Origin of the sequence: Methylomonas koyamae, from assembly GCF_019669905.1 — a bacterium.
Lineage (GTDB): Bacteria > Pseudomonadota > Gammaproteobacteria > Methylococcales > Methylomonadaceae > Methylomonas > Methylomonas koyamae.
This window is the reverse complement of the sequence record NZ_AP019777.1, coordinates 3,897,606-3,922,898: the sequence shown is the minus strand read 5'-3', so window position 1 is coordinate 3,922,898 and position 25,293 is coordinate 3,897,606. Positions and strand designations below refer to the sequence as shown.

At 57.8% G+C, this 25,293-nt stretch carries 21 protein-coding genes and 1 riboswitch; of the genes, 13 read left to right on the top strand and 8 right to left on the bottom strand.

Annotated features, from left to right (window positions below):
- Positions 1-92: 92 nt before the first annotated feature.
- On the bottom strand, positions 93-974 hold the full coding sequence (locus MKFW12EY_RS17595) for a hypothetical protein (RefSeq protein WP_221053482.1): 882 nt from the start codon (positions 972-974) through the stop codon (positions 93-95).
- Between the two features lie 452 nt (positions 975-1,426).
- Here MKFW12EY_RS17595 and MKFW12EY_RS17590 point away from each other — a divergent pair, with 452 nt between their 5' ends.
- Both MKFW12EY_RS17590 and MKFW12EY_RS17585 read left to right on the top strand, forming a co-directional pair.
- Complete coding sequence (locus MKFW12EY_RS17590; RefSeq protein ID WP_054762008.1) at positions 1,427-1,684, top strand: type II toxin-antitoxin system Phd/YefM family antitoxin; 258 nt, start codon at positions 1,427-1,429, stop codon at positions 1,682-1,684.
- Between the two features lie 4 nt (positions 1,685-1,688).
- Positions 1,689-2,096 (top strand): type II toxin-antitoxin system VapC family toxin, encoded by a 408-nt coding sequence (locus MKFW12EY_RS17585; protein WP_054762005.1) that lies wholly within the window; start codon positions 1,689-1,691, stop codon positions 2,094-2,096.
- A gap of 666 nt (positions 2,097-2,762) precedes the next feature.
- Here the strand turns inward: MKFW12EY_RS17585 and MKFW12EY_RS17580 are convergent.
- The 6 genes from MKFW12EY_RS17580 to MKFW12EY_RS17555 all read right to left on the bottom strand — a co-directional run bounded on the left by MKFW12EY_RS17580 (position 2,763) and on the right by MKFW12EY_RS17555 (position 6,489).
- On the bottom strand, positions 2,763-3,377 hold the full coding sequence (locus MKFW12EY_RS17580; RefSeq protein WP_054762002.1) for a hypothetical protein: 615 nt from the start codon (positions 3,375-3,377) through the stop codon (positions 2,763-2,765).
- A 1-nt stretch (position 3,378) separates the two neighbouring features.
- Positions 3,379-4,404: a hypothetical protein gene (locus tag MKFW12EY_RS17575; protein ID WP_221053481.1), complete on the bottom strand. Its 1,026-nt coding sequence runs from the start codon at positions 4,402-4,404 to the stop codon at positions 3,379-3,381.
- A 490-nt stretch (positions 4,405-4,894) separates the two neighbouring features.
- Positions 4,895-5,296 (bottom strand): type II toxin-antitoxin system tRNA(fMet)-specific endonuclease VapC, encoded by a 402-nt coding sequence (gene vapC / locus MKFW12EY_RS17570; protein ID WP_054762000.1) that lies wholly within the window; start codon positions 5,294-5,296, stop codon positions 4,895-4,897.
- A 6-nt stretch (positions 5,297-5,302) separates the two neighbouring features.
- Positions 5,303-5,536, bottom strand: coding sequence for a type II toxin-antitoxin system VapB family antitoxin (vapB, locus tag MKFW12EY_RS17565; protein ID WP_054761998.1), 234 nt, complete (start codon positions 5,534-5,536; stop codon positions 5,303-5,305).
- Between the two features lie 312 nt (positions 5,537-5,848).
- A complete protein-coding gene (locus MKFW12EY_RS17560) occupies positions 5,849-6,223 on the bottom strand; it encodes a type II toxin-antitoxin system VapC family toxin (protein ID WP_221053480.1) in 375 nt (124 codons plus the stop codon).
- Positions 6,223-6,489 (bottom strand): hypothetical protein, encoded by a 267-nt coding sequence (locus MKFW12EY_RS17555; protein ID WP_054761995.1) that lies wholly within the window; start codon positions 6,487-6,489, stop codon positions 6,223-6,225. Before MKFW12EY_RS17555 ends, MKFW12EY_RS17560 begins: the two co-directional genes overlap by 1 nt.
- Positions 6,490-7,341: 852 nt before the next feature.
- Between MKFW12EY_RS17555 and MKFW12EY_RS17550 the strand changes: the two genes are divergently transcribed.
- The 11 genes from MKFW12EY_RS17550 to MKFW12EY_RS17500 all read left to right on the top strand — a co-directional run bounded on the left by MKFW12EY_RS17550 (position 7,342) and on the right by MKFW12EY_RS17500 (position 24,584).
- Positions 7,342-9,159: an ABC transporter ATP-binding protein gene (locus tag MKFW12EY_RS17550; protein WP_221053479.1), complete on the top strand. Its 1,818-nt coding sequence runs from the start codon at positions 7,342-7,344 to the stop codon at positions 9,157-9,159.
- A 245-nt stretch (positions 9,160-9,404) separates the two neighbouring features.
- A complete protein-coding gene (locus MKFW12EY_RS17545; protein ID WP_221053478.1) occupies positions 9,405-10,358 on the top strand; it encodes a CFI-box-CTERM domain-containing protein in 954 nt (317 codons plus the stop codon).
- An 8-nt stretch (positions 10,359-10,366) separates the two neighbouring features.
- Entirely contained in the window at positions 10,367-13,171 is a 2,805-nt protein-coding gene (locus MKFW12EY_RS17540) for a CHAT domain-containing protein (protein WP_221053477.1), read from the top strand.
- 265 nt (positions 13,172-13,436) lie between these two features.
- A riboswitch (guanidine-I (ykkC/yxkD leader) is annotated at positions 13,437-13,537 on the top strand.
- Positions 13,538-13,599: 62 nt separating this feature from the next.
- Positions 13,600-14,595 (top strand): ABC transporter substrate-binding protein, encoded by a 996-nt coding sequence (locus MKFW12EY_RS17535; protein WP_221053476.1) that lies wholly within the window; start codon positions 13,600-13,602, stop codon positions 14,593-14,595.
- A 15-nt stretch (positions 14,596-14,610) separates the two neighbouring features.
- Positions 14,611-15,420 carry an ABC transporter permease gene (locus MKFW12EY_RS17530; RefSeq protein WP_064022626.1) on the top strand — a complete coding sequence of 270 codons (810 nt, stop codon included), beginning with the start codon at positions 14,611-14,613 and terminating at the stop codon, positions 15,418-15,420.
- Positions 15,421-15,425: 5 nt separating this feature from the next.
- Positions 15,426-16,265: an ABC transporter ATP-binding protein gene (locus MKFW12EY_RS17525; protein ID WP_221053475.1), complete on the top strand. Its 840-nt coding sequence runs from the start codon at positions 15,426-15,428 to the stop codon at positions 16,263-16,265.
- An 18-nt stretch (positions 16,266-16,283) separates the two neighbouring features.
- The gene (locus tag MKFW12EY_RS17520; protein ID WP_221053474.1) at positions 16,284-17,015 is read left to right on the top strand and encodes an urea amidolyase associated protein UAAP1; all 732 of its coding nucleotides are present in this window, start codon (positions 16,284-16,286) and stop codon (positions 17,013-17,015) included.
- Between the two features lie 25 nt (positions 17,016-17,040).
- The gene (locus MKFW12EY_RS17515) at positions 17,041-17,679 is read left to right on the top strand and encodes an urea amidolyase associated protein UAAP2 (RefSeq protein WP_221053473.1); all 639 of its coding nucleotides are present in this window, start codon (positions 17,041-17,043) and stop codon (positions 17,677-17,679) included.
- A gap of 69 nt (positions 17,680-17,748) precedes the next feature.
- The gene (gene uca, locus MKFW12EY_RS17510; RefSeq protein ID WP_221053472.1) at positions 17,749-21,357 is read left to right on the top strand and encodes an urea carboxylase; all 3,609 of its coding nucleotides are present in this window, start codon (positions 17,749-17,751) and stop codon (positions 21,355-21,357) included.
- Positions 21,354-23,162, top strand: coding sequence for an allophanate hydrolase (atzF, locus tag MKFW12EY_RS17505; RefSeq protein WP_221053471.1), 1,809 nt, complete (start codon positions 21,354-21,356; stop codon positions 23,160-23,162). Before uca ends, atzF begins: the two co-directional genes overlap by 4 nt.
- A 120-nt stretch (positions 23,163-23,282) precedes the next feature.
- On the top strand, positions 23,283-24,584 hold the full coding sequence (locus MKFW12EY_RS17500) for a porin (RefSeq protein ID WP_221053470.1): 1,302 nt from the start codon (positions 23,283-23,285) through the stop codon (positions 24,582-24,584).
- Positions 24,585-24,590: 6 nt separating this feature from the next.
- Here the strand turns inward: MKFW12EY_RS17500 and MKFW12EY_RS17495 are convergent, their stop codons facing one another.
- Positions 24,591-25,289: a response regulator gene (locus MKFW12EY_RS17495; protein WP_054762757.1), complete on the bottom strand. Its 699-nt coding sequence runs from the start codon at positions 25,287-25,289 to the stop codon at positions 24,591-24,593.
- Between the last annotated feature and the right edge of the window lie 4 nt (positions 25,290-25,293).

Here is a 25,293-nt window from a genome sequence, read left to right as displayed (position 1 = left end):
TTCCGGCCTACGGGGTGAGACAGCGTCAACAATTGCCCGGTGGCCGATCCGGAGCAAGCTGCCACCGTCCCAAATCGTTTGGATATTCCGATTTACTTGGAAACGAACTCCACCGTATTCAAATCCAACTCAATTCTAATCTGGCTGTTGAGCTGCTCCAGCACTTGGCTGAGCCGGATTTTGACCTGGCCGCCGTAGATCGAGCGCACCAACAGTTGGTCGTCTTCGCCGGTACGCTCGGCCAGGAAATTGTCCAGGTCGCGGCCGGGTTCGAATTCTCCGCCGACCCAGCGCAGCGCGTCCACGCAGCGACGGAAGATTTTCGGATACACCAACACGCCGGTTTCGGGGCCGAGGTCGTCCAGCGTCGAGACGGTAAAGCGTCTGCTACGGTCCAAGCGCCAGATGCCGAGCCGTGCGGTTTTGGCCTGTTGGTAGGCGGCAATTAGCCGGGTTTGGGTGTCGAAGGACAGGCCGCCAGAATACAAGCCCAGATAGGCCAGTCCGCTGGCGGCAGCGTGGTAGTTGTAGGTTTTGCCGAGTAGCGCCTTGGTCAGTTTTACGTCTGCGCCGTCCTTGATTTTCTGCCGAGGCAACACAAACGCAATCGGCCGGCCGTGGCCCTCGAAGCCGTCGCACAATATCGCGGCCTCGGTTTCCCAGGCAAAGCCGCTGGGAGCGACGGCCCAGTCCCAGCCGGCGGGATCGACGCCCAGCCATTCCAGCAGGCCGTTACGGCTTTCCAGGCCGTGCGGTTGTTCGGCGCCGCCGTAATGCAGTTCCGGCGAGTCTATCGCTTGAAAGCGCAATTGGTAGCTTTCCTCGCCGCCGGCCTCGCTGGGCCGGGCGAAGCGGGGCAGGCCCTTGAACAGCGCCATGTCGTCGGCGATGAAACGCATGCTGTCGCCGTCCGGCGATTGCCGTTGCCGCACCACAAGGCGGCCTTTGATGTAGCGGTGATATCCCAATGACATAACAACCTCGCTGCAGGATTTGCGGCCGGTACGCTCGGCGCCCGGTCTGGTGGCTGAATGGGGTGGCGTGCGGCCCGGATCATGCGCCGAATTCGGGCGGTGGGCAAATTTTTCGCGCGGGTTACCGGAGGGTTGGTGATGTTGCAGGCGCTTGCCGGAAGCGCAGCGGTGCAGGGTGAAGACGATCCGTTGCCATTCGCTCAGGCCCGGTTACGCAAACGAGGGGGCGAGTGGTGCATTTCTTCGTTCCACCGCTTTGTTAGGCGGAGTGTTTGTGCTGCAAATGGGCTGGGGATAATTTTTCGGTTTTAGCTATCGCGTCTCGCCGGTGGCCCGTCGCTTTTGGCTTGCTTGCATATAGGCACAGGCCGCTAACAACAGGCCTCTCCGTGATTGAGCCTTAACCGATTGGCTACTATACTGGTCAGCCAGTTAGTCAGAAGAGGTGGTTTATGCAATCCTGGCCCGTACAAGATGCCAAAGCGCGCTTCAGCGAATTATTGGATGCTTGCCAACACGACGGCCCACAAATGGTCACCAAGCGCGGCAAACAAACCGCCGTGCTAGTGCCGGTGGCAATCTGGAACCGTCTGCAAGCCAACGCTCAACCCTCGTTGAAACAACTGCTGCTATCCGATGAAGCCCGCGCCGAATTGATATTGCCCGCGCGCGGCCGAGCCCGCCGCCGCCCGGTCGCCGAAGCGGATTAATTCGATGTACTTGCTCGATACCAATATCGTATCGGAACTGCGCAAACCTAAACCGCACGGCGGCGTGGTCGCCTGGTTACAAGCCATCGACGACCGGCAACTGTTTATTTCCGCGGTCACCATCGGCGAAATTCAGGCCGGCATCGAATTGACGCGCGACCAAGATCAAGAAAAAGCCCGCCAAATCGAACGCTGGCTGGATTTACTCGCCGGCGTTTACCAAGTGCTGGCGATGGACGCCGCCGTGTTCCGCTGTTGGGCCAAGTTAATGCATAAGACCTCGGACACGCTGTACGAAGACGCAATGATCGCCGCTACCGCCCGAATACACGGCCTGACGGTGGTTACCCGCAACGTGGCCGACTTTCGCGGTTTTGGGGTCAACTTATTAAACCCGTTCGAACAGTCTTGACGAAATTGGGAATGTAGTCTGGAAGTAGCGGCGGAATTCGGAGATGAAGTCCGTATTCCCTGGATTTCATTGCATTTCATCCAGGCTACGCTGGCTGCTTGATTTACCAAGTTTTAAACGGCAAAAAACAGGTCAAGGTTTTGCGGTTGTGGAGTCGTTATGAATGAGGTGATGGTTATATTTTTGTTTGACGCGTAGCTTGGGGGAAGCGGGGCGGAATCCGGGGTTGAGAGCTATTGATTATTTGGTGTCGCTGTCGCGACGACGTTTTTAAATGTCGGGTCTCGGCCCGACAGCCGAGGTACTTTTCTTTGCTTGTCCAAAGAAAAGTACCCAAAAGAAAAGACACCCCATGCCGCTTTGATCCTGTGCTCCGAAGGGTTTGGACGGGGTTTTTCGAAGGGGCATCCCAGCCCCTGCGAAAAACGCGATGCATCCTTGCATCGCCCCTAACGGGCTGATCCGCCCAAACCCTCCGGTGCTCGGCGCGGCATCAGGGGAGAAAACCATCGCCAATTTGACTTCGCAACCATTCATTGATGGCTGAAAATCGGAAAAAATTTCGTAGGATGTGCCTCACAACGTGAGGCGCATCGTTCGCGACCGATGCGCTTCGTATTCACTCAGCACTCCTATGCGGGCTATTAGGGCGTGTATTTCATCAAGTTAATTGTTTGCATGATATTCCCATCTAAGAAAATTCATCACAATAGCATAGATGTTAAATATGAATGATTTTAGAAGTAGTAGCAAATAAACAAAACTAGTCCCAACGAGAACATAGCTGATTTTAATAAGCGTAGCTTTAAAATAACTTTCATCTGGTAGTAACGCCAAAAAATTGCTCATAAATCCATGAGGCTGTCCCAGCAGAATTATTAACAGATAAAACAACGCGAGGGCTATATAGGCTATAAATACATTCATGAAAGTAAAGAAGTTGTATTTAAGCGTTGGAAGTCCTGTTTCTTTGTTTGTATGCTCCATCATGGCAAGCATCATTTCTGGCTTAGACAGGGTCGCAAAAATAGTAAATCCTGCTATTAAGAATCCAAGAGTTGTTATTGAGAAATTAAATCCATTTGCAGCCCAAACGCGTACATCGCTCAACATGATTGGCACGTTACTTTCAAAGATGAATGCATTAATACCAAGAAAGAGCATAACTAATAAAACCAAAAGTAGCTGAAATTTATTTGGTTGTATTTTTCTGGCTGATTTGTAAATGTCCCAAAGTGATTTTTCATTAGTGAGCAACGAGTCATCAAATTTGTATGGCATATTATAGCCTTCCAAAAATTTCTTTTATTTTGCCGATTATATTTTGCGGCACTGCGGGTAATGTGATTACTCCTGCCTCAGCTAAGGCCATAAATTGATTGTACTTTACGGTCGCAGCTTTTTCTGGTTTTTTAGGTAACTCTAATAAATCGACACTTAGGCTAAAGTCGTCGTTTGTGCCTCTAATGGTGTCTCCTTGCGAGTCATAGCCTTTTAACTTAATTTCAGAGTTTCCAAGCTTAGATGCAGACATTGCTTGAGTATATACACTGTTATTATCGAGCCCTTTTTTTGAGTTCGAGAACTCGACTTTAGCCGCAATACTGTTTATGTCTTCGCCTTTTTTTCTAAAATCCGACCAGAAGTCATCGTTATTAATTTCTTCGCTATTGGTTGAAAGTAGTGTAATTGTTATCTTGTCTATGTGATCAAATCTAGAGACAAAAGTTTTTAAACTTTCTTTGTCGGATAAAGGAGTAATTCTCAGGCTTGGATATGGACTCTTTTCAATTAAAGATAATTTTGTTATGCGCTCTAAGTTTGGATTTAAGTCTCGTTCTTCTTTGAATTTATTAAATAGCTCGTCTATAAATTCTTTATGTCGTGCCTTTAAGCAATATTCGCTAGTGCTCTGAAAATTTTGTATGGTCGGTCCGCCCGAGACCTCTTTGCACAGTATAAGTCTGTGATTATTTAGTATTAGAAGAAAGGTTGAGCTTGGTGCCGTTTCCAGTTCGCTCTTGTCTTCGATTAACCCGCCTTCGGGTCTGAAAATTTGGTCTCGTTTCAATTTGGTGTTTTTGACAATTCGTCCAGAAATGCCAATTACCGGATTGCTCTCGTCGCTGTTGAGTTTAACTAACTTGGTGTCCAGAAAAAAGTAATCGCACTTTCCCTCGAGACGCCTAATATATTTCATCTCGAAGAAAGATGGCATTACCACTTCATCAAATAAATCTAGCAATACCTTTTCTGAGCCAAACTTTAATGTGTAATTTCCAAATTCTAATTTTTTAATATGGGACACATTTGCTCCTTGTGTATAAGAATAAATATTAAGGCCGTAAGACGCAATCCGTAGGGCGTCAATAGGCGTAGCCGTATTGCGCCGTATGTTGGCCTCCAAGCATTCGGCGCATGACGCTATCGCTAATGCACCCTACAAAACTCGCAAATATTAGATGCTTTCCGATTTCGCGGCGGGGTTTTCTCCCGTTTTGCCGCGCCGAGCACCGGAGGATTTGAGCGGCGTTGCCCGTCAGGGGCGATGCAAGGATGCATCGCGTTTTCCGCAGGGGCTGGGATGCCCCTTCGGAAAACCCCGTTCAAATCCTTCGGAGCGCAGGGAGAAAGCGGCATCCGGGCCGCCTTTCTTTTGGATACTTTTCTTTGGCGGAGCAAAGAAAAGTATCTCGGCTGTCGGGCCGAGACCCGACATCAAAATCAAGCCGTCGCGCCAGCGACACATTTTATCCCCTCACCCCAACCCTCTCCCGCAAGGAGAGGGCGCTAAAAAATCACTCCAACCAATTCTCCATCAACAACCCCGGCACTCGCTCGAATTCTCGCAGATTATTGCTGACCAATATCAAGCCATGGCTGCGGGCATGAGCGGCGATGTGCAGGTCGTTGACACCTATCGGCTGGCCGATTTTCTCCAACGCCGCGCGTATGCCGCCGTAATGCATCGCGGCGTTGTCGGTGTAAGGCAATACTTGTAAACGGCTGCAAAAGTCTTCCACCGTAGCAAGGTTGCGGGCGGGGAATTGGCTCTTTTCGGCGCCGTGGATCAGCTCAGCCAGCGTAATCGCGGAAATCGCCATGCGGCCGTGATGCCGGTTGAAGGTCGCCAATACTTCGATCGGCCGTTGTTTGATCACATAGATGACGATGTTGGTGTCGAGCAGATATTTCAACATGCGCGCTTAAAAACTCTCGCGCTCGCCTTGCTGCTGGCTCGGGCGTTCGTTTAAAAAATCGTCGCTGACGCTCGGGCCATCGAGAAAAAAGCTGTCCCACGCCGCGTCCGCCGGGGCAATGATGCGTTCCTGCCCGACGGCACGAACCTCAACCTTTTTGACGCTGTCGGGAAAACGCATGTCGGCGGGCAGGCGCACGGCTTGGCTGCGGTTGTTGGTAAATACGGTACTGGTCGCCATGGGCGTCTCCGGAATGCTATATACAAGGAATATATCCCCGCGTCCGTATCACGTCAATCAAGCCTGCGAAAGACCGTAATTCGCAATCCGTAGGGCGTCAATAGGCGTAAGCCGTATTGCGCCGTATGTTGATCTTCAAGCATTCGGCGCATGACGCTATCGCTAACCCGCCCTACAAAACCTCGCAAATATTAGGCGCTTCCGATTTCATGGCGGGGCGCAACAGTCGTGATCGATGCACCTCCTTGCGTCGGCAGAATCCTGTCGGCCACCGTAATTTAGCGCGCCTTATCGGGTTTGACTGGTCAACCCTCAATATCCAAGTCCGATAACGGGTTGACCACCTTCAATCCCTCCACCCAAGCGAAATCCTGGATGTTTCGGGTCACTAACGTTTGACGGTTTTCCAATGCTGTCGCGGCGATTGGCATCGCCCACCGACATTTTGCGTTGCTGACGTAAATGAATGGCTGAGTCGATAACGACGGAGGAAATCGGATAGACCAACAACGTATTAAACATCCGTCGAAAATCCCGTTTATTCTTCTCGGTGAGCCGATGATAGCCAAGCACTTCCAAGCGGCTGATTTCGGATACGCCTAAGTTTGCTTGTTGGGCAAACCATTGCCGCAACGACGCATATTGCGGTAGTACTGCATAAATTAAGATATTGCTGTCCAGCAGCATCAGTCTCTTCCCGGCAGAGGCCTATCCTGGCGAACTTCTCTTTGCCAAGCCTCCGGCGTATCAACGCCTTGAAATGCAGTCGCTCTAGCCGCTATTTCCGCCATAACGGCGACCGCTTCGCCGCTATTGCTTGCTCGAAGTTTCGAGGCCGCTTCGGTTCTAATCCATTTGGATCTTAGAAAGTGTACAAAGCCCAAGGCTTCCGCCTGCATTTCCGGCGGTAGGTTTTCAATATCTTCGAGAATTTGTTGGGTAAAAACGCTCATGGTACGAACTCCGAATTGAAATGCGTTGATGGGATTTCCTTTGGACCAAAACCTGCGCTATGGCGCGAATCATCCCATAAACAGCGATAGCAAAAAACCGCAGCCCCGTCATCGGCCTACCACCACCAAATCCCGCTCCAGCTCCCCAGTTGCTTCAGGCCCTTTTCCCGCCTGCGGTTGCCACAGTACCGCGCAAGACCGTAAGTCGCAGTCCGTAGGGTGTCAATAGGCGTAAGCCGTATTGCGCCGTATGTTGGCCTTCAAGCATTCGGCGCGTGACGCTATTGCGAAGGCGCCCTACAAAACTTCGCAAATATTAGGCGCTTCCGATTTCATGGCGGGGCTTTCTCCGGTTATGCCGCGCCGAGCACCGGAGGATTTGAGCGGCGTTGCCTGTCAGGGGCGATGCGAGGATGCATCGCGGCTGTCGGTCCGCGAACCGACATCAAAATCGAGCCGTCGCGCCAGCGACACCAAAACACATCAACCCCAAACAGGGACGAGCTGAACAACGTACACCGCATCGCGATTGATGCGCTTAGCTAGCGCTCAGCACATCCTACCCACTAAAAAGTCATCCCAACCAATTCTCCATCAATAATCCCGGTACCCGCTCGAATTCCAGCAAGTTATTACTGACCAGTATCAATCCCCGGCCGCGGGCATGTGCGGCGTTGTTGGTGCAAGGTAATAGCAGCGGGTTGGCCAAAGTCAGTGCAGACGGGGTGAGCCGGGCGATTTAATTTTGTGTACATCCTCAGGAGATGGGCGCGGTTAAGGCAGCGCGCACGAAATTGCCGCTTCCGCCAATTCGCTATAATGCGGGCCTGCTTTCTAAAACAAATCTTTTTCATGCCCAACTCCACCAGAGACCAGGATATCCGCCGTGCGGCGGAGGCGCCGCCTTTGCCTTGCCACCCCTGGCGTTTCGTATTGTTTTGTCTGCAGCCGTTCGGCTGGCTGCTGCTGTTGATGCTGGTCTTGGAAACCGGCCAGGCTGCCGGCAGCATTCTGGTGCCGTATGCGATCAAAGCGTTAATGGACGCGGTTGCTGCGCAGACGGCGCCGGTCGGCGATTGGCTGGAAACGTTCAAACAGCCGCTGTTGATCCTGGTGGGCTTGAACGTGGCCGAGATTATTTCCAGCCGGGCCAGCGGCGCAGTGTTGATTATGATGGGGCCGCGCTTGCGCCAACGCACCACCCGGCTGTTATTTGCCTATCTGCAATGCCACGCGCCGCGTTATTTCGGCAACCACTTTGCCGGCGCGCTGGCGCACCGCATCAGCGAAACGGCGATTAGCGTCAACCACACCACCTGGGCCGTGATTTGCGATTTTTGGCCGATCGGCGTGACCTTTTCGGTGTCGGTGGTGTTGCTGCTCAACGAACACCAGGGTCTGGGCTTGTTTGTCGCCGGCTGGGTCGCCGCTTACGTGTTGATTTCGTATTGGCTGGCGACGCGCTGCCAACCTTATGCCCAGGAATTCGCCGCCACCCGCAGCATGGTCAACGGCAAGATCGTTGATGCCGTGACCAATATCCTGAATGCCAAATTGTTTGCCCGCTTGCACCACGAGCGCGAATACCTGGACGGCTTTCTGGCGACCGAACTGAAAAGCGCGCGCCGTACTTTCTGGTACATGGAGCGGGTGCGCTGGTTTCAGTTTACCGCCGCCGCGGTCCTGAAAATCGGCACGATCGGCTATGCCTTGCAACTGTGGCAAGCCGGCGAAATCAGCGTCGGCGCGTTTGCGATGAGCACCGGCCTGGCGCTGTTGGTGATCGGCGACGCCCGCAACCTGAGCCGGCGCTTTCTGGAATTCTTCGAGTACGTCGGCAACGTTGCCAACGGCGTCGAGACCATCGTCAAAAGCCACGAGATCGTCGATAGCCCCGACGCCAAACCTTTGCAGATAGGCCGCGGCCGAATCGAATTCAGGAACGTCGATTTCTGCTACGAACCCGGCCGGCCGGTGTTTCAAGGCTTGAATTTGGCCATCGAACCGGGCCAACGCGTCGGCTTGGTCGGTTTCTCCGGTTCCGGCAAATCCACCTTCGTCAACTTGATCCTGCGCCATTTCGAACCGCAGAGCGGGCAGATATTGATCGACGGTCAGGATATTTTGCACGCCACCCAAGACTCGCTGCACGAGCAGGTCAGTCTGATACCGCAAGATCCCAGCCTGTTTCACCGCAGTTTGCGGGAGAACATCGGCTACGGCCGGCTGGACGCCGATATGGCCGAGATCGCCGAGGCCGCCCGCCTGGCGCATGCCGACGCATTTATCGATGCCATGCCGCAGGGTTACGAATCTCTAGTCGGCGAGCGCGGCGTCAAATTGTCCGGCGGCCAGCGCCAGCGTATCGCCATCGCCCGGGTCATGTTGAAGGACGCGCCGATTCTGATTCTGGACGAAGCCACGTCCAGCCTGGATTCGGTCACCGAAAAAACCATCCAGGAAAATTTGGATCGGGTCATGGGCCGCAAAACCGTCATCGCCATAGCCCACCGCTTGTCGACCATCGCCCATCTTGACCGGATTCTGGTGTTCGACCAGGGCCGCATCGTCGAGGACGGCAGCCACCAGGAATTGCTGGATAAGCAGGGGTTTTATTACCGGTTGTGGACTATGCAGGCCGGCGGCTTCTTACCGGAGGAAGTGGCTTAGCGGCGGCCGCGCTCGCGCCGTTCAGGCGTAGTTACCCGAATTGTTTGGCTCTGCCGCGGACGATAAGCTGCCGATGAACGATGGCACCGGTTCGGCACCGATAAAAACCTTGGGCAGGCTCAGCCTCTGTGTTAACGTCGTTGCGCCATCGTGACGATTTTGTAACGTTTTTCGGCCGAACCAGGGCCAAATTATGTTCCGGCGCGAATCTTTTAATGCAGCGGCAGTGGTGCAAGGGGGCGGGCATGAACGGTCATAGCGACGGTCAACCGAAACCGGATTTCTCGATGCGGTTTCAGGTTTTTGCGATTTTGCTGATGGCGTGGTGCGGCGGCGCAGCCTATGCCCAGGAGCCGAGCTTGAGGCAACGGGCGTTGGCGCCGCGGGTGCAGCCTTTGACGACCGAAACCCAACAACCCGGCCAGAACCAGCCGCAACCGGCGGCGAGCCAAGCGGCGCCGCGGTTAGGGGACAAAGTGTCGCAACCCGCGATTCAGCGTTTGCCGGAACGAGCCACCGTGCAAGCGCCGCAGTTGTCGCAAAAACAGTTCCAGCTAAGGAAACAACTGGAAGAACTGAACCGGCGGAAAAAGTTGTTGGAACAACAAGCCTCGACTTCCAGAATCCAGCTCGATCAAAAGCATGCGCAATTGCAGCAAGCCAACCAGCCGCAGCTCAAACAAAGGTTGCAGTTGCAGATAAATCAGCTCAACGCCCATTTGATCGATCTGCAACGGGGCTTGGAAGGTTTGGACCAAGAAAGGCAAACCCTGATGATGCAAATGACCGACAGCAGCGACTATCAGGACGATGCCGAACATTTATCGTCCGACCATCAGACCGGCGGCGCAGACCCCAAGCGCTGGAATCCGGAGGGCCGGCAAAACATGTGTTTCATCGCCACGGCGGCTTACGGCAGCCCGCTGGCATCCGAGGTGGTGACGCTGCAACGCTTTCGGGACCGGTATTTGCTGCCGTATCCGTTGGGGCGCGCGTTCGTGGCGCTTTACTACGAATACTCGCCGCCGCTGGCCGGTTATATAGCCGAACACCAATCCGCCCGGATCGCGGCGCGGATGCTGCTGTGGCCGCTGGTCGCCGCGCTGAAACACCCTACGCTATTTTTATTGAGCCTGATGCTGGTGCCGGCGGTCTGGTTTAAGTTTCAGCGCAAACCGGCGGTTACCGCCGCGGCCTGACCGACGCAATGTCCGCCGCGCTCGGCCGGTCCGGTTTGCCTCGCGCCTTATTGGCCTTGGCGCTATGCTGGCTCGCCAGCGGCTGTAATTTGCTGCAAACCAGCGACAACGCCGATTATCCGGACGATGCGGATGCGCCCGCAGTTGCGGTAAGCGTCTGGCTTAGCCCGGCGCAACGTCTGCGCGACCGCGGCTATCTGGAATATCAAGCCCAAAACTATGCTCTGGCGTTGGGCCATTATCGGCAAGCGCTGGATTTGGCGGCTAACACCGAGTCTGCCGCATTCGCCGGCGATCTGTTTTACAAAGTCGGCCGCGCCCAGCTAAAACTCCAACAATTCGAACAGGCCGCCGCCGCCTTCGAAAACGGCCTGCAGCAATTCGATAGCACGCATGACAGCGAGCTGGCGATATTGCACAACATGTTGGGGACCACTTATAGAAAGTTAGGTCTGATCGATAAAGCCCGGACGCATTTGGACCAGGCGTTGGCGCTGCGGCGCCGAGTGGCCGACGGCTTGGGCGAGGCCAGGACCCTCGGCAATTTGGGTCTGACTTATCTGGCTCAGGGCCGTTACGCCAAGGCGCTGGAAATCTACCGCCAAGCCCAACAACGGTTTGCCGAATTGGATCGGGTGCCGGCGCACGATGCCGGTACCATCCTCAACAATATCGGTTCGGTGTATGCCGAAATGGGCCAATACGGCAAGGCGTTGGCCTACCAACAGCAAGCCTTGGCGCTGTTTCAAAGCGCCGGCGGCGAGGCCGATATCGCTGCCGCCTACCACAACCTCGGTTACGTGTACGCCGAGCAGAACGACCATCAGGCCGCCATCGAGGCCTTCGAGCGCGCCATCGCCATTCGGAACCGACTCGACGACCGTTTCGGCGTCGCGGAAACCCGCAACAATCTCGGGCTGGCGCTGAGCGACCGGCAAAACCACCAGCAAGCCTTGACCGTGCTGGCGAGTGCGCTTGAGGTATTGCAGCAGCTCGGCACCCGCAAGCCGATCGGTGCCACTTACGACAGCATCGGCAGCGTCTCCGCCCGCAGCGGCGATTTCGCGGCGGCGTTTAACGCCTATCTGCAAGCCCTGGCAATCTGGCGCGAAACCGACGACCGGGACAATGCGCGCATTACGTTGGGCAACATCGGCGCTCTTTTCGAACGCAGCGGCCAGCCGGCCTTGGCTATTGCGTTCTATAAGCAATCGGTCAATATCAGCGAACGGATACGCAATGACTTGAAGGCCCTGCCCGAACAGGACCAAAAAGCCTATCTGGCCCGAGTGCAGGGGTTTTACCGGAGTCTGGCCGATTTATTATTGCGCCTGGATCGCGTTATCGAAGCCCAGCAGGTACTGGATTTATTGAAAGTGCAGGAAGCGGCGGATTTTCTCGGCCCGGTGCGCGGTAACCAAACCACCGGTCAAGGTGTAGCGGAATTGCCGGCGGAACAAGACATTCTGAAAAACTACGCCGCGTTGGAGCGGCAGGCCATAACGACCGGGCAGGCTCTGGCGGCCTTGGACAAGCTCGACCGCGCCCGCTGGAGCCCGGAGCAGCGACAACAATGGCAGGAATTGGATCGGCAACAACGCAGTCTGCAAAGAGCCTTCGCCAATTTCATCGACAGCGACGACATCCGCGCCTTGGTCGGCCAGCTCGGCCGGGAGGCGCGCAGCCAGATGCCGGCGTTGGCCCAATTGCGGCCGCTGCAGGACAATCTGGCCCGCCTGGGAGGGCAGACGGTATTGCTTTACCCGTTGGTGTTGCCGGACCGTTTGGAAATCGTGCTGGCCAATGCATTCAGTCCGCCGTTGCATGTCTCGGTGCCGGTGAGGCATGAAGTCTTGAACCGGGCGGTCGCGGATTTTCGCAGCGCTTTGTCTCGGCGCCAGGCGGATGTCGAGCAACGCGCGCAAGCCTTATACGCTTGGCTGGTAAAACCGATAGAGCGGCACCTGCAGCAAATCGGCGCCAAAACCGTACTGTATGCCCCGGACGGGGTGTTGCGTTACATCCCGTTGGCCGCTTTGCACGACGGCCGCCAATGGCTGGCCGAACGCTTCAACAGCGTCAACATTACCGCATTCTCTCTGGCCGAGCTGGAGACGCGGCCGATTCGCGAGCCTAAGTTGCTGGCCGCGGCCTTCGCCAGCGGCGATTACGACTTCACGCTGGGAGACCGCCATTTCGCCTTCGCCGGATTGCCGTTTGCCGGCGCGGAGGTCAACGACTTGGCGGCGCTCTATCCGGGAGCGCTGAAATTGGTCGACCGCAATTTCAGCACCGACGCGGTGGTGCCGGAACTGAACCGTTACAACATCGTGCATTTCGCCACCCATGCCGCGCTGGTTTCCGGCAAGCCCGACGAATCCTTCATCCTGTTCGGCAACGGCGAACGGGTCACGGTCGACCAGGTCAAGTACGAATGGTCGCTACGCAATGTCGATCTGATCGCGCTCAGCGCCTGCGAAACGGCGGTGGGATCGTTGTTGGGCCAGGGCGAGGAAATTTTGGGCTTGGGTTTTTTGATGGAAAGCGCCGGCGCGCGCGCCACGCTGGCTTCGCTGTGGTCGGTCGACGACGGCGGCACCCAAGCCTTGATGAACCGGTTTTACCGGGCCTTGAAACAATCAGGCGCCAGCAAAGCCGAAGCCTTGCGCCACGCGCAGTTGGCCATGATTGCCGGCGCGGCCGGCGGCCAAGCCGGGGACGGGCGCGGTGTGGAGCTGGACGGCGGCGGCTCGGTTTCCTTTAAACACCCTTACTATTGGGCGCCCTTCATCCTGATCGGCAACGGCCTTTGATTTATACGCTAAATTCGGGCGTTGCCAAGTCTGCGCGCGAATCGGCTTGGCTTTGGCGTTGTTCGCCAGGCGATCTGAAATTAGTCGGCGGCGGACGGCTTGCACCAATCTGGTAGAGTTTTGCGCCATAATCGAGCGAAAAATTGGGTGCGGTTAACCGGTGCTTAGGCTAACCAATTGATTTATAAGGGCACCGTATGTTGGCGCAATTAATGTTATAGATTACAACGAAACACGTGAGGCGCGATCTTAAAAAGCGCCTTAGCAAAATGGTGACTAGGGTTCCGGTTCGATTTCGAACGTCAGCGACCGAGAGTTGCCGGCTTCTTTCGGGGAGCTACACGGCGGGATAAAAGCCCGGGAGGTCAGACGGTTTTATAAACCGGTCCGCCTCTACGTGTAGCTTTTCAACCCGACTGGAGCTACTCATGACCTCAACCTTTCCCCGCATCTTCCCCCGATTTTCGGCGCTGTTTCTGGCCGCCGCATTCTGTTGCTTGTCCATTCCTGCCCGTGCCGAAATCAAAGTCGGCGTCAGCGATTGGCCCGGCTGGGTGGCCTGGTACGTCGCCGAACACAACGGCTATTTCAAAAAATACGGCGCCAAGGTCAAACTGGTCTGGTTTGCCAATTACACCGACTCGATCTCGGCCCTGTCCGCCGGCCAACTGGATGCCAATTGCCAGACCTGGTCCGACACGATGGCGCCGCTCAGCAAGAATGTCCCGGTCAAAGCCATCCTGGTCAACGACAATTCCGACGGCAACGACGCGTTGATGGTCAATCCCGCCATCAAAAGCTTTGCCGATCTGAAAGGCAAAACCATCGCACTCGAACAATATTCGATTTCCCACTTCGTGCTCGCCACCGCCTTGAGCAAAAACGGCCTGAGTTTCGACGACGTCAAAACCGTAAACCTGTCGGCCGGCGACGCAGCGGCGGCGTTTCTGAGCGGCCGCGTCGATGCGACCGTGGTGTGGAATCCCTGGGTCAACAACATCCAGGCCAGCGGCAAAGGCGCGGCCTTGTTCACGTCCAAAGACATGCCCGGCCTGATCCCGGATTTGCTGGTAGCTCGGGTGAAAGCCATCGAAACCCACCGCGCCGAACTGGTCGGCATGATCAAGGCTTGGCGGGATACCCAGCGCTTCATTCGCGAGCAGCCCGACCAAGCCGTTACCGTCATGGCCAAAGTGGTCGGCATGAAACCGGATGCCTACAAAGTGTTTCTGCCCGGCACCCGCTTCTTCACACTGGAAGACAACCTGAAAGCCTTGGGACCGGCCAGCGAACCGGCCTCGTTAGCGGCGGTGGGTCCGACCATCGCCGCGTTTTTGAAAGACAACCGTTTGATAGAAAACGTGCCGGATTTGGCGGTCGGCGTCGATGCCTCATTGGTAGCCGAAGCGCTCGCCGCTCACTAGCGTAAGGTGGCGACTATGACTGGCAATTTAAATCCGCGACGACCGCTGTGGGCGATACGCGGCAGTTTGGAACGGCGCACCCATTGGCTGATTGCAATCAGCGGTTTGCTGTCGGTGCTACTCGGTTGGTGGTGGGCCTCTGCCGGCGGCGCGATAGATCCGGTGTTCCTGCCGACACCGCCTTTGGTGTTGGACAGTGCCTGGGAATGGCTGCGCGACGGCGATTTGCTCGGCGACGTGGCGATCAGCGTTTACCGGGTCGTGGCCGGGTTTTTATTGTCCGCGGTATTGGCCTTGCCCTTGGGCGTGCTGGTCGGCACCTATGCGCCGGTCAAAGCCCTGTTCGAACCTTTGACCGACTTCATCCGCTACATGCCGGCGGCGGCCTTCATCCCGTTGGTGATGCTGTGGGTCGGCATCGACGAGGGCGCCAAGATCGCGATTATTTTCATCGGCACTTTCTTTCAAATGCTGCTGATGATCGCCGAGGATGTGCGGCGGGTGCCGATGGAGCAAATCGAAGCTGCACAGACCATGGGCGCCGACCGCGACGAAATCGTGATGCGGGTGATCATGCCGTCGGCCAAACCGGCCATCCTGGATACCTTGCGGGTGACAATGGGCTGGGCCTGGACTTATCTGGTGGTGGCCGAGCTGGTGGCGGCCAACTCCGGTTTGGGTTTTGCCGTGCTGAAGGCGCAACGCTTTTTGCAAACCGACAAAATCTTCGCCGGCATCATTTTGATCGGCCTGTTCGGGCTGGCTACCGACCAATGCTTCCGCTGGGCGCATCGCCGCAGCTTCCCCTGGCTGTACCGGAGATAGCGCCGATGACGAATCCCATCATACAAATCCGCCAATTGCAAAAACGCTTTGCCGCTAACGGCGCGGACATCGTCGCCTTGCAGGATGCCGATCTCGACCTTGCGCCCGGCGAGTTCGTTACGCTGGTCGGCGCATCTGGCTGCGGCAAGTCGACCTTGTTGCGCATCGTCGGTGGTCTGGAGCCGGCCAGCGGCGGTAGTGTCGACGTTGACGGCCAGCCGATCGCCGGCCCCGGCATCGACCGGGCCATGGTGTTCCAGCATTACAGCCTGTATCCGTGGCTGAGCGTGACCGAGAACATCAAATTCTGCCGGCAATTGAAAGTGCATCGCGACGTATCGACCCTGAGCGATGTCGAGTCCGCCGAGGGCCGGGCCGACGCCCTGATCCGCTTGATGGGCCTGAGCCACGTCGCCAACGCCTATCCGAATCAGTTGTCCGGCGGCATGCAGCAGCGGGTGGCCATTGCCCGGGCTTTGATGGCGCGGCCGCGCATTCTGTTGATGGACGAGCCGTTCGGCGCGCTGGACGCCCAAACCCGCGAGGTCATGCACGATCTGATCCTGCATGTTTCCATCCTGGAAAAAACCACGGTGCTGTTCGTCACCCACGACGTGGAAGAAGCGATTTATCTGGCGCACCGGGTGGTGCTGATGGCGCCGCGGCCGGGACGCATCGCCGCGGTCCACACCGTACCGTTGCCGGACCACCGCGACCAGGACATGAAGCAGACCCCGGACTTTATCGCTTTGAAAAAACAAATTTTGGCCGGCATCCGCGACACGTCCGGCATGCAGACCGACTACGAACTGCTCGAGCGCCTGGGCCAGGTTCCGGCGCCATAAACCTATTAGGAGACCAACATGACTTTAGCGGCAATCAATCCTGCAGACCTGCTTTGGAGCGAGACCCTGCCGGCCGGCACCCACACTTCGTTTCGGATGCGGCGCGGCAACCGCTTGCGCCTGACCGACAGCGAAGGCGGCGCCAACTTGTCGGCTTTGTTCATCAATGACGACGAACGCAGCGAACGCTACAACATGGCGGACACTTTAAAAGCGCAACACACGTTTCATCTGACCGAAGGCTTTGTTTGCTACTCGGACATGGGCCGGGTGTTGTGCTCGCTTACCGCCGACACGCTGGGTTGGCACGACACGGTGTGCGGCGTGTCCGACGCCGCGCAAGTACTGGCCAAATACGGCACGGCCAATTACCAAAGCCATCGCAATGCGATGTACCGCAACGGCCGCGACAGTTTGTTGATCGAACTGGAGAAATGGGGGCTGGGCAAGCGCGACTTGGTCGCCAACGTCAATTTCTTCAGCAAGATCGCGGCCGACGTGGACGGCAACCTGAAATTTCAATCCGGCCATTCCGTTGCGGACAGCCAAGTCGAATTGCGCTTCGAAATGAACACGCTGGTGGTGCTGAGCAGTTGCCCGCATCCATTGGATCCCAATCCGCATTACCAGCCCAAACCGGTGTTATTGCAAGCCTATCGCGGCGCCTTGCCTGACCAAGACGACAAATGCCGCAATTTCCGCCCGGAAAACGGCCGCGGCTTTAGCAATACCGAACGCTATTTTCTGTAATCACCGATCTTAAGAGGACGAAACCATGCCCATCGTCGAGAGCACGCTCGATCCGAGCACCGCCATTTACGATTACACCTTGCCGGCCGGCGAGCCCTGGCTGCATACCATCAAGCACGGCCAGACCTTCCGCATTCTGGACATGGAAGGTAACCAGGCCGTCGATACTCTGTTTTACAGCGCCGCCGACCATGAAGAACGCTACAGCGCCAGCGACACGATACGCCACCAGGGCAATCTGTACTTGAGCGCCGGCACTAAGCTGATGTCCGGCGAGGGCAAGGTATTGCTGACCATCGTCGCCGACACCTGCGGCCGCCACGACACGTTGGGCGGGGCTTGCGCCGCCGAGAGCAACAGCGTCCGCTACGCGCTGGACAAGAAACACATGCACAGTTGCCGCGACAGTTTTCTATTGGCCGTCGGCCACGCCGACTGTGGCCTGGCCAAGCGCGACATCGCCAGCAATATCAATTTCTTCATGAACGTGCCGGTCACGGCCGACGGCCAATTGACCTTTGCCGACGGTATTTCCGCGCCAGGCAAGTATGTCGAAATGCGAGCGGAGATGGACGTCATCGCGCTGATTTCCAACTGCCCGCAATTGAATAATCCGTGCAACGCCTACAACCCGACGCCGGTGCGCCTGTTGATCTGGGACTGACCCGTAATCCGCGCCGGGACGGCCCGGCGTTGGCAAAGCAAGGCGGGACGGCCCGCCAGAAGAGGATTCATGTTTAACAAGGTATTGATCGCCAATCGCGGCGAAATCGCCTGCCGCATCATTCGGACCCTAAATCAATTGGGTGTCGCCAGCGTCGCGGTGTATTCCGAAGCCGACGCCCACGCCCAGCACGTGCAACAAGCCGACGAAGCGGTTTGCGTCGGCGGGGCGGCGGCGGCAGACAGCTATTTGCGCAGTGAGCGAATTCTAGAAGCAGCGCTGGCAACGGGTGCCCAGGCCATCCATCCCGGTTACGGCTTTTTGAGCGAGAATGCCGAATTCGCCGAGCAATGCGCCGCGGCCGGCATTGTCTTCATCGGCCCGACGCCGGAACAGTTGCGCCGCTTCGGTTTGAAACATACCGCCCGCGAAATCGCCCAAGCTTGCGGCGTGCCGCTGCTGCCCGGCACCGGTCTATTGGCGGACATAGAGCAGGCTGTGCAGGCGGCCGCCGCTATCGGCTACCCATTAATGCTGAAAAGCACGGCCGGCGGCGGCGGCATCGGTATGCGGCTGTGCCGCAACGACGCCGAACTGCAAGAGGCATTTGCCGTAGTGCAGCGCTTGAGCGCGGCTAATTTTAAGGACAGCGGCCTGTATCTGGAGAAATTCATCGAACGCGCCCGCCATATCGAGGTGCAGATTTTCGGCGACGGCGCCGGGCGGGTGATCCATTTGGGCGAGCGCGATTGTTCGGTACAACGCCGCAACCAGAAAGTAATCGAGGAAACTCCTGCGCCGGGCCTCAGCGAGGCGACGCGAGAAGCGCTCTATCGCCATGCCCTGGCGCTGGCCGAGGCGGTGAATTACCGTTCCGCCGGCACCGTCGAATTCGTTTACGACCAGGACAGCGACGAATTTTATTTCCTGGAGGTCAACACCCGGCTGCAAGTCGAACACGGCGTGACCGAGCAAGTCACCGGTACCGACTTGGTGGCCTGGATGCTGCGGCTGGCGGCCGGCGATAGTACGTTTCTGGATCAGTACCGGCACGCGCCGCAGGGCTGGGCTATGCAGGTCAGGGTTTACGCCGAAGACCCGAATAAGAACTTCCAGCCCTCGGCCGGCCTGCTGACCGATTGCCGTTTCCCGGCCGGCGTCCGGGTCGATCATTGGCTGGAGAACGGCCTTGAGGTCACCCCGAATTACGACCCCTTACTGGCCAAAGTCATCGTCCACGCCGCCGACCGCGAACAGGCGCTGGCGCAAATGGATGCGGCCTTGGCCGACACTCGCTTGGCCGGCATCGAAACCAATCTGGCCTATTTGCGGCAGATCGTCGCCGACGACGTATTCCGTAGCGGCCGCCAGATTACCGCTTACCTGGCCGGACTGGCTTATCGGCCGCGCACCCTGGACGTGCTGGAAGCCGGCACGCAAAGCATGATTCAGGATTATCCGGGCCGCCTGGGTTATTGGGATGTCGGCGTGCCGCCGTCCGGGCCGATGGATATGTTGGCCTTTCGCTTGGCGAACCGGATTTTGGGTAATCCAGAACACGCGGCAGGTCTGGAAATGGCCATCAACGGCCCCAGTCTGCGTTTCAATTTCGCTACCCGCATCGTATTGGCCGGCGCGGCGATGCAGGCCGAATTGAACGGCCAGGCCGTCGCATTCTGGCAAGCCACAGCGGTGTCCGCCGGCGACGTATTGAAACTGGGCACTATCGCCGGTCAGGGTTGCCGTGCTTATCTGGCGATCCAAGGCGGCTTCGACGTGCCGGAATATTTGGGCAGCCGCGCCACCTTTACCTTGGGCCAGTTCGGCGGCCACGGCGGCCGGGTGCTGCGGGTCGGCGACGTGTTGCCGGTCGCGGCGGAAGCCGCCATGGCCGAGGAAGTCCTGCCGAATCCGGCCGCGCTGCCGGTTTATTCCGAGCACTGGCAGATCGGCGTGCTGTACGGTCCGCACGGTGCGCCGGATTTCTTTACCGACGAAGACATCGCCGAATTCTTCGCGACCGACTGGGAGGTGCATTACAACTCCAACCGTACCGGCATCCGTCTGATCGGCCCGAAACCGCGCTGGGCCCGTAGCGACGGCGGCGAGGCCGGTTTGCATCCGTCCAATATCCACGACAACGCCTACGCCATCGGCGCGGTGGATTTCACCGGCGACATGCCGGTGATCCTGGGTCCGGACGGCCCCAGCCTGGGCGGCTTCGTCTGTCCGGCCACGGTGGTCGCGGCGGAATTGTGGAAACTGGGCCAATTAAAGCCAGGTAATACCGTGCGATTTATCCGCCTGAACCGCGAACAGGCGGCGAAGCTGGATGCCGAAGTGGAACGGGTCCTAGACCATCCTGCCGATGCGGCTTTGCCCGAATTGCCGGCGGAAACGGTTGCCCTGGAAAGCTGTATCCTGGCTCAACTGCCGAAGGATGGCGAGCGGGTGGCCGTCAGCTACCGCCAGGCCGGCGACCGCAATCTGCTGGTCGAATACGGGCCGTTGATGCTGAACATCAATCTGCGCTTTCGAGTACATGCCTTGATGACCTGGCTGCAACAACGCAGCATCGCCGGCATCGTCGATCTGACGCCGGGCATCCGCTCGTTGCAGGTGCATTATGACCGTCGCCTGCCGCTGGACGAATTAATGCGGATCTTGGCGCAAGCCGAAGCCGAACTGCCGGCCATAGAGGACATGGAAGTGCCGACCCGCATTGTTTACCTGCCGTTGTCCTGGGACGACCCGTCCACCCAATTGGCCATCGAAAAATACATGCAGTCGGTGCGCAAGGACGCGCCGTGGTGTCCGAGCAATATCGAATTCATCCGCCGCATCAACGGTCTGGACAGTATCGACCAGGTCAAGGACATCCTGTTCAACGCCAGCTATCTGGTGATGGGCTTGGGCGACGTCTACCTCGGCGCGCCGGTGGCGACGCCGATCGATCCGCGCCACCGCTTGGTGACGACCAAATATAACCCGGCCCGGACCTGGACCCCGGAAAACGCGGTCGGCATCGGCGGCGCTTATATGTGCGTGTACGGCATGGAAGGTCCGGGCGGCTACCAGTTCGTCGGCCGCACCGTGCCGATGTGGAACCGTTACCGGCAAACCGCCGATTTTCGCGACGGCAAGCCGTGGTTGCTGCGCTTTTTCGATCAAATTCGCTTCTTCCCGGTATCCGCCGAGGAATTGCTGCGTTACCGGCAGGACGTGATCAGCGGCAAGGCCAAGCTGGATATCCGCGAGGAAACCTTCAGCCTGCGCCAATACAACGACTTTCTGCGCCAAAACGCCGGCGAGATAGCCGCGTGCAAACAGCGCCAACAGTCGGCCTTCGACGCCGAACGCGAACGCTGGGAGCAAGCCGGGCAAGTATATGCGGACGATCAGGCGGTCGCGGCGGCGGCCATCGACACCGAACTTGATTTGCCGGCCGGCGCCCGCGCCGTGGCCAGCCATATCGCCGGCAACGTCTGGCAGGTTTTGGTCCACGCCGGCGATAGCGTAAAGCAAGGCGACGCCTTGGTGGTGGTCGAATCGATGAAAATGGAATTCCCGGTAACGGCGCCGGCAGACGGCACGGTCTGGAAAGTGTTTTGCAACGAAGGCGCCCAAATCAGCGCCGGCCAGGATTTGCTGGTGCTGCAGGCCGGGGAGGATGCATGAAGACCTGGACCGAATTGCCGGAAGTCCTGAGCATAGCCAGCCTGAGCCAGGCTTACCGGGAGCGCGCGCTGACGCCGACGGCGCTGGTCGAAATGCTTTGGCAACGCTTGGAGTCCGAGTCGGCGCGCGGCGTCTGGATTAGCCGTTTGCCGTTCGAACGCATGCTGGCTTACGCCGCGGCGCTGGCGGAGCAGTCGCCGGACGACTTGCCCTTGTACGGCATTCCGTTTGCGATCAAGGACAATATCGATTTGGCCGATTTGCCCACCACAGCAGCTTGTCCGGCCTATGCCTATCAACCCAAGCAATCGGCTTTCGTGGTGCGGCAATTGATCGCCGCCGGGGCGATTCCAGTCGGCAAGACCAATCTGGACCAGTTCGCGACCGGTTTGGTCGGCACCCGCTCGCCCTATGGTGTTTGCCGCAACAGCTTCGATCCGGCTTACATCGCCGGCGGTTCCAGCTCGGGTTCGGCGGTCGCGGTGGCGACCGGTCTGGCCAGCTTTGCGTTAGGCACCGACACCGCCGGCTCAGGCCGGGTGCCGGCGGCGTTCAATAACCTGGTCGGCGTCAAGCCGACGCGGGGCTTGTTAAGCACGTCCGGCGTGGTGCCGGCCTGCCGCAGCCTGGATTGCGTGTCGATCTTCGCGTTGACGGCCGCCGACGCGGAACGGGTGATGCGGGTCGCCAACGTTTACGATGCGGAAGACGCCTATAACCGTCCCGACCAGCCTTTGCCGGTGCCGCCGGGCTTTGCCGGCCGTTTCCGTTTTGGCGTGCCGAAACCGGAGCAACTGCAATTTTTCGGCGACGCTGCCGCTGCGGAATTGTTTGCCGAGGCGGTTGTGGATCTGGTCGGGCAAGGCGGCAGCGCCGTCGAAGTGGACATTCAGCCCTTGCTGGACGCCGCCGGCTTGCTCTACGCCGGGCCCTGGCTGGCCGAGCGTTATTTGGTGGCCGGCGAATTGTTGCAAAACCAGCCCGAAGCCTTATTTCCAGTGACGCGCGCCATCATTGCCAACGGCACCAGTTTGTCGGCCGCCGACGCCTGGCGTGCGTTTTACCGTTTGCAAGATTTGAAGGTGAAAAGCGAAGAAATCTGGCGTCAGGTCGATGTGCTGGTCACGCCGACCACCGGCACCATTTATCCGATTGCTGCTGTAGAAGAGCAGCCAATCGAATTGAACAGTCGGCTGGGCTATTACACCAATTTCATGAATCTGCTCGACCTCAGCGCCATTGCGCTGCCGGCCGGTTTTCGGGGCAATGGCCTGCCGTTCGGCATCACCTTGTGCGCGCCGGCTTTTGCCGACCGGGCTTTGCTGGCGTTGGCGAAACGGCGCGAGCAATCGGTGCCGCATAAATTGGGCATCTCCGCAGCCTTAAGCTCGGAATTTCCCGACGCGAGCAATGGTGACTCCTTCGGCTTCATCCGGGTCGCGGTGTGCGGCGCGCATCTGTCCGGCCTGCCGCTGAACCGTCTGTTGACCGGCCGCGGCGGCGTGTTGCTGCAAAGTACGTTGACCGCGCCGACCTACCGGCTTTACGCATTGCCGGACGGCAAGCGGCCCGGCATGGTGCGCGACGAAACCGGCGCGGCGATTGCCGTCGAGGTGTGGGCCTTGCCGGTCAGCCGTTACGGCGAATTCGTCGCCGAAATCCCGCCGCCCTTGGGTATCGGCAGCGTGCAATTGCAAGACGGCAACAGCGTGCAGGGCTTCGTTTGCGAAGCCGCCGCCGTGCGCGAGGCGTTGGATATTACCGATTACGGCGGCTGGCGCGCCTATCTTGCCCGCCCCGACTAAGCCGCCGGTTTTAGCCGTTTAAATTTCCATACTCCCAACCATTCAAGCCGGATTTTCCGGCTGGCGGGAGCGCTTGCGCCCGAAAAACTTCGACGATTCATTTTTCGACAGGAGAACACCATGCCACACTCATCTTTCCGAACCCGCGAATGGCTATATGCCGCACCGTTATTGATGGCGATGTCGCCGTTACCGGCCGAGGAACGCGCCGGTTTATTGAACGGCTTGTCGCTGATCAACGATTTGCCCTGGATGAAAGCCGCCGGTTTGCGCGTCCACAGTTGGGCCGATGCCGGTATCGTTTACAACGCCAACGATCCTGGCGACGGCTACAACGGCCCCGTGGTGTTTGCCGACCGGGCCAACGAATTCAATCTGCACCAGCTCGGCGGCGAGTTGATCCGCGACGTCAATACCGGCGGCGACCATTGGGATGTCGGCGGCAAGTTGACGCTGATGTACGGCAGCGACGCCCGCTTCAATACCATCAATCCCTACGGCGGCGGCCATTGGGACAACCGTTTGATCGGTTCCGACGAGCGTTTTTACAAACTGGCGATTCCGAATGCTTACCTGGATATTTTTACGCCGATAGGCAAGGGCCTGACCACGCGCATCGGCCGGTTTTATACGATCATGGGTTACGAGACCGGCTTGTCGCCGGATAATTTTTTCTACACCCACCCCTATACTTTTCAATACGGCGAGCCATTTACCCATTTCGGCATGACCACCACCTATCCGGTCCATCAAAATCTGAGCGTGACGCTGGGTGCGGTCACCGGCGGCCATAGCAAATTGAACGGCGTGCTGGACGGCAACGGCGCCTGGGACGGGTTCGATAAAAACATGGAAAACTGGAATTTTCTGGGCGGCGCGACCTGGACCAGCGATGATGCGGCGACCTCGTTTACCGCGACGCTGATTACCGGCGACGTCAACAGCGATAACAATCTGCGCGAATTTCAGCGCCAGACCGGTATCAATAAGCGCGACAACCGCACGTTTTACAGTCTGGTTCTCCAACATAACTTTACCGAGCGCTGGCATTACGTGTTGCAACACGACCACGGCATCGAACAACAACATCCGTTGAACAATTTCGCCGACGCCGAATGGTACGGCATCCACTCGCAACTGAAATACGACGTATCCGATACGGTGGGCGTGGGCCTGCGCGGGGAATGGTTTAGGGACGACGATGGCGTTCGGGTGGGCCAAATGTGCCCGAGTTGCGCGGTACTGGCGACCGGGCCAGCCAATTATTATGCGGCGACGCTAGGGGTAAACTGGAAACCGGCGAAATGGTTGATGCTGCGGCCGGAAGCGCGCTACGACTGGTCGGAAGGCGTCGATGCATACGACGAGCGTAACAAGGACAGCCAGTTTATCTTTGGTGCCGACGTGGTGGTGACCTTTTAAGCCGGGTTACCAGACTTTGAGCCGGTAACCCAGCCCGGATTCGGTCAGCAGCAGTTTGGGCTGGGCCGGGTCGGCTTCCAGTTTTTGCCGGAGTTGGCTCATGTAAATCCGCGGGTAGTGGGCGTGTTCCTGGTAATTGGGACCCCAGACCTCGCGCAGGATTTGCTGGTGGGTTAACACCTTGCCGGCATGTTTGACCAATACCGTTAGCAGCCGGTACTGGATCGGCGTCAGGTGTACTTCCCGGTCGTCGACTTTGACTACCCGGTTGATCAGGTCGACCTGCAAATTGCCGGTGGTAAATACTTGCTCTTGCGCCGAGTCCGACGGCCGCACGGCGTGGCGCAGCGCTACCCGGATCCGCGCCTGCAATTCGCCGAAACCGAAGGGTTTGGTCAGGTAATCGTCGGCCCCGGCGTCGAGCGCGTCGATTTTCTGTTGTTCGCCGCTTCTGGCCGACAGGATGATGATCGGTAGCGCAGACCAGGCGCGTACCGCCTTGATTACATCGACGCCGTCCATATCCGGTAGTCCTAAGTCCAGGATCAGCAAATCCGGCTTGCGCACACCCAATTCTACCAGGCCTTGCCTGCCGGTCTCGGCATCGAACACCTTGTAGCCGTTGCTGTGCAGACTGGTGCGCAGAAAGCGGCGGATGGCCGGATCGTCTTCGATGACGATGATGACGGGGTCGGTTTTGGACATGGTG

What these genes read in the sequence shown, in the direction of transcription:
- MKFW12EY_RS17595 (WP_221053482.1), bottom strand. Translation starts at nt 974, where the DNA reads ATGTCATTGGGATATCACCGCTACATCAAAGGCCGCCTTGTGGTGCGG.
- MKFW12EY_RS17590 (WP_054762008.1), top strand. Translation starts at nt 1,427, where the DNA reads ATGCAATCCTGGCCCGTACAAGATGCCAAAGCGCGCTTCAGCGAATTA.
- MKFW12EY_RS17585 (WP_054762005.1), top strand. Translation starts at nt 1,689, where the DNA reads ATGTACTTGCTCGATACCAATATCGTATCGGAACTGCGCAAACCTAAA.
- MKFW12EY_RS17580 (WP_054762002.1), bottom strand. Translation starts at nt 3,377, where the DNA reads ATGCCATACAAATTTGATGACTCGTTGCTCACTAATGAAAAATCACTT.
- vapC (WP_054762000.1), bottom strand. Translation starts at nt 5,296, where the DNA reads ATGTTGAAATATCTGCTCGACACCAACATCGTCATCTATGTGATCAAA.
- vapB (WP_054761998.1), bottom strand. Translation starts at nt 5,536, where the DNA reads ATGGCGACCAGTACCGTATTTACCAACAACCGCAGCCAAGCCGTGCGC.
- MKFW12EY_RS17560 (WP_221053480.1), bottom strand. Translation starts at nt 6,223, where the DNA reads ATGCTGCTGGACAGCAATATCTTAATTTATGCAGTACTACCGCAATAT.
- MKFW12EY_RS17555 (WP_054761995.1), bottom strand. Translation starts at nt 6,489, where the DNA reads ATGAGCGTTTTTACCCAACAAATTCTCGAAGATATTGAAAACCTACCG.
- MKFW12EY_RS17550 (WP_221053479.1), top strand. Translation starts at nt 7,342, where the DNA reads ATGCCCAACTCCACCAGAGACCAGGATATCCGCCGTGCGGCGGAGGCG.
- MKFW12EY_RS17545 (WP_221053478.1), top strand. Translation starts at nt 9,405, where the DNA reads ATGAACGGTCATAGCGACGGTCAACCGAAACCGGATTTCTCGATGCGG.
- MKFW12EY_RS17540 (WP_221053477.1), top strand. Translation starts at nt 10,367, where the DNA reads ATGTCCGCCGCGCTCGGCCGGTCCGGTTTGCCTCGCGCCTTATTGGCC.
- MKFW12EY_RS17535 (WP_221053476.1), top strand. Translation starts at nt 13,600, where the DNA reads ATGACCTCAACCTTTCCCCGCATCTTCCCCCGATTTTCGGCGCTGTTT.
- MKFW12EY_RS17530 (WP_064022626.1), top strand. Translation starts at nt 14,611, where the DNA reads ATGACTGGCAATTTAAATCCGCGACGACCGCTGTGGGCGATACGCGGC.
- MKFW12EY_RS17525 (WP_221053475.1), top strand. Translation starts at nt 15,426, where the DNA reads ATGACGAATCCCATCATACAAATCCGCCAATTGCAAAAACGCTTTGCC.
- MKFW12EY_RS17520 (WP_221053474.1), top strand. Translation starts at nt 16,284, where the DNA reads ATGACTTTAGCGGCAATCAATCCTGCAGACCTGCTTTGGAGCGAGACC.
- MKFW12EY_RS17515 (WP_221053473.1), top strand. Translation starts at nt 17,041, where the DNA reads ATGCCCATCGTCGAGAGCACGCTCGATCCGAGCACCGCCATTTACGAT.
- uca (WP_221053472.1), top strand. Translation starts at nt 17,749, where the DNA reads ATGTTTAACAAGGTATTGATCGCCAATCGCGGCGAAATCGCCTGCCGC.
- atzF (WP_221053471.1), top strand. Translation starts at nt 21,354, where the DNA reads ATGAAGACCTGGACCGAATTGCCGGAAGTCCTGAGCATAGCCAGCCTG.
- MKFW12EY_RS17500 (WP_221053470.1), top strand. Translation starts at nt 23,283, where the DNA reads ATGCCACACTCATCTTTCCGAACCCGCGAATGGCTATATGCCGCACCG.
- MKFW12EY_RS17495 (WP_054762757.1), bottom strand. Translation starts at nt 25,289, where the DNA reads ATGTCCAAAACCGACCCCGTCATCATCGTCATCGAAGACGATCCGGCC.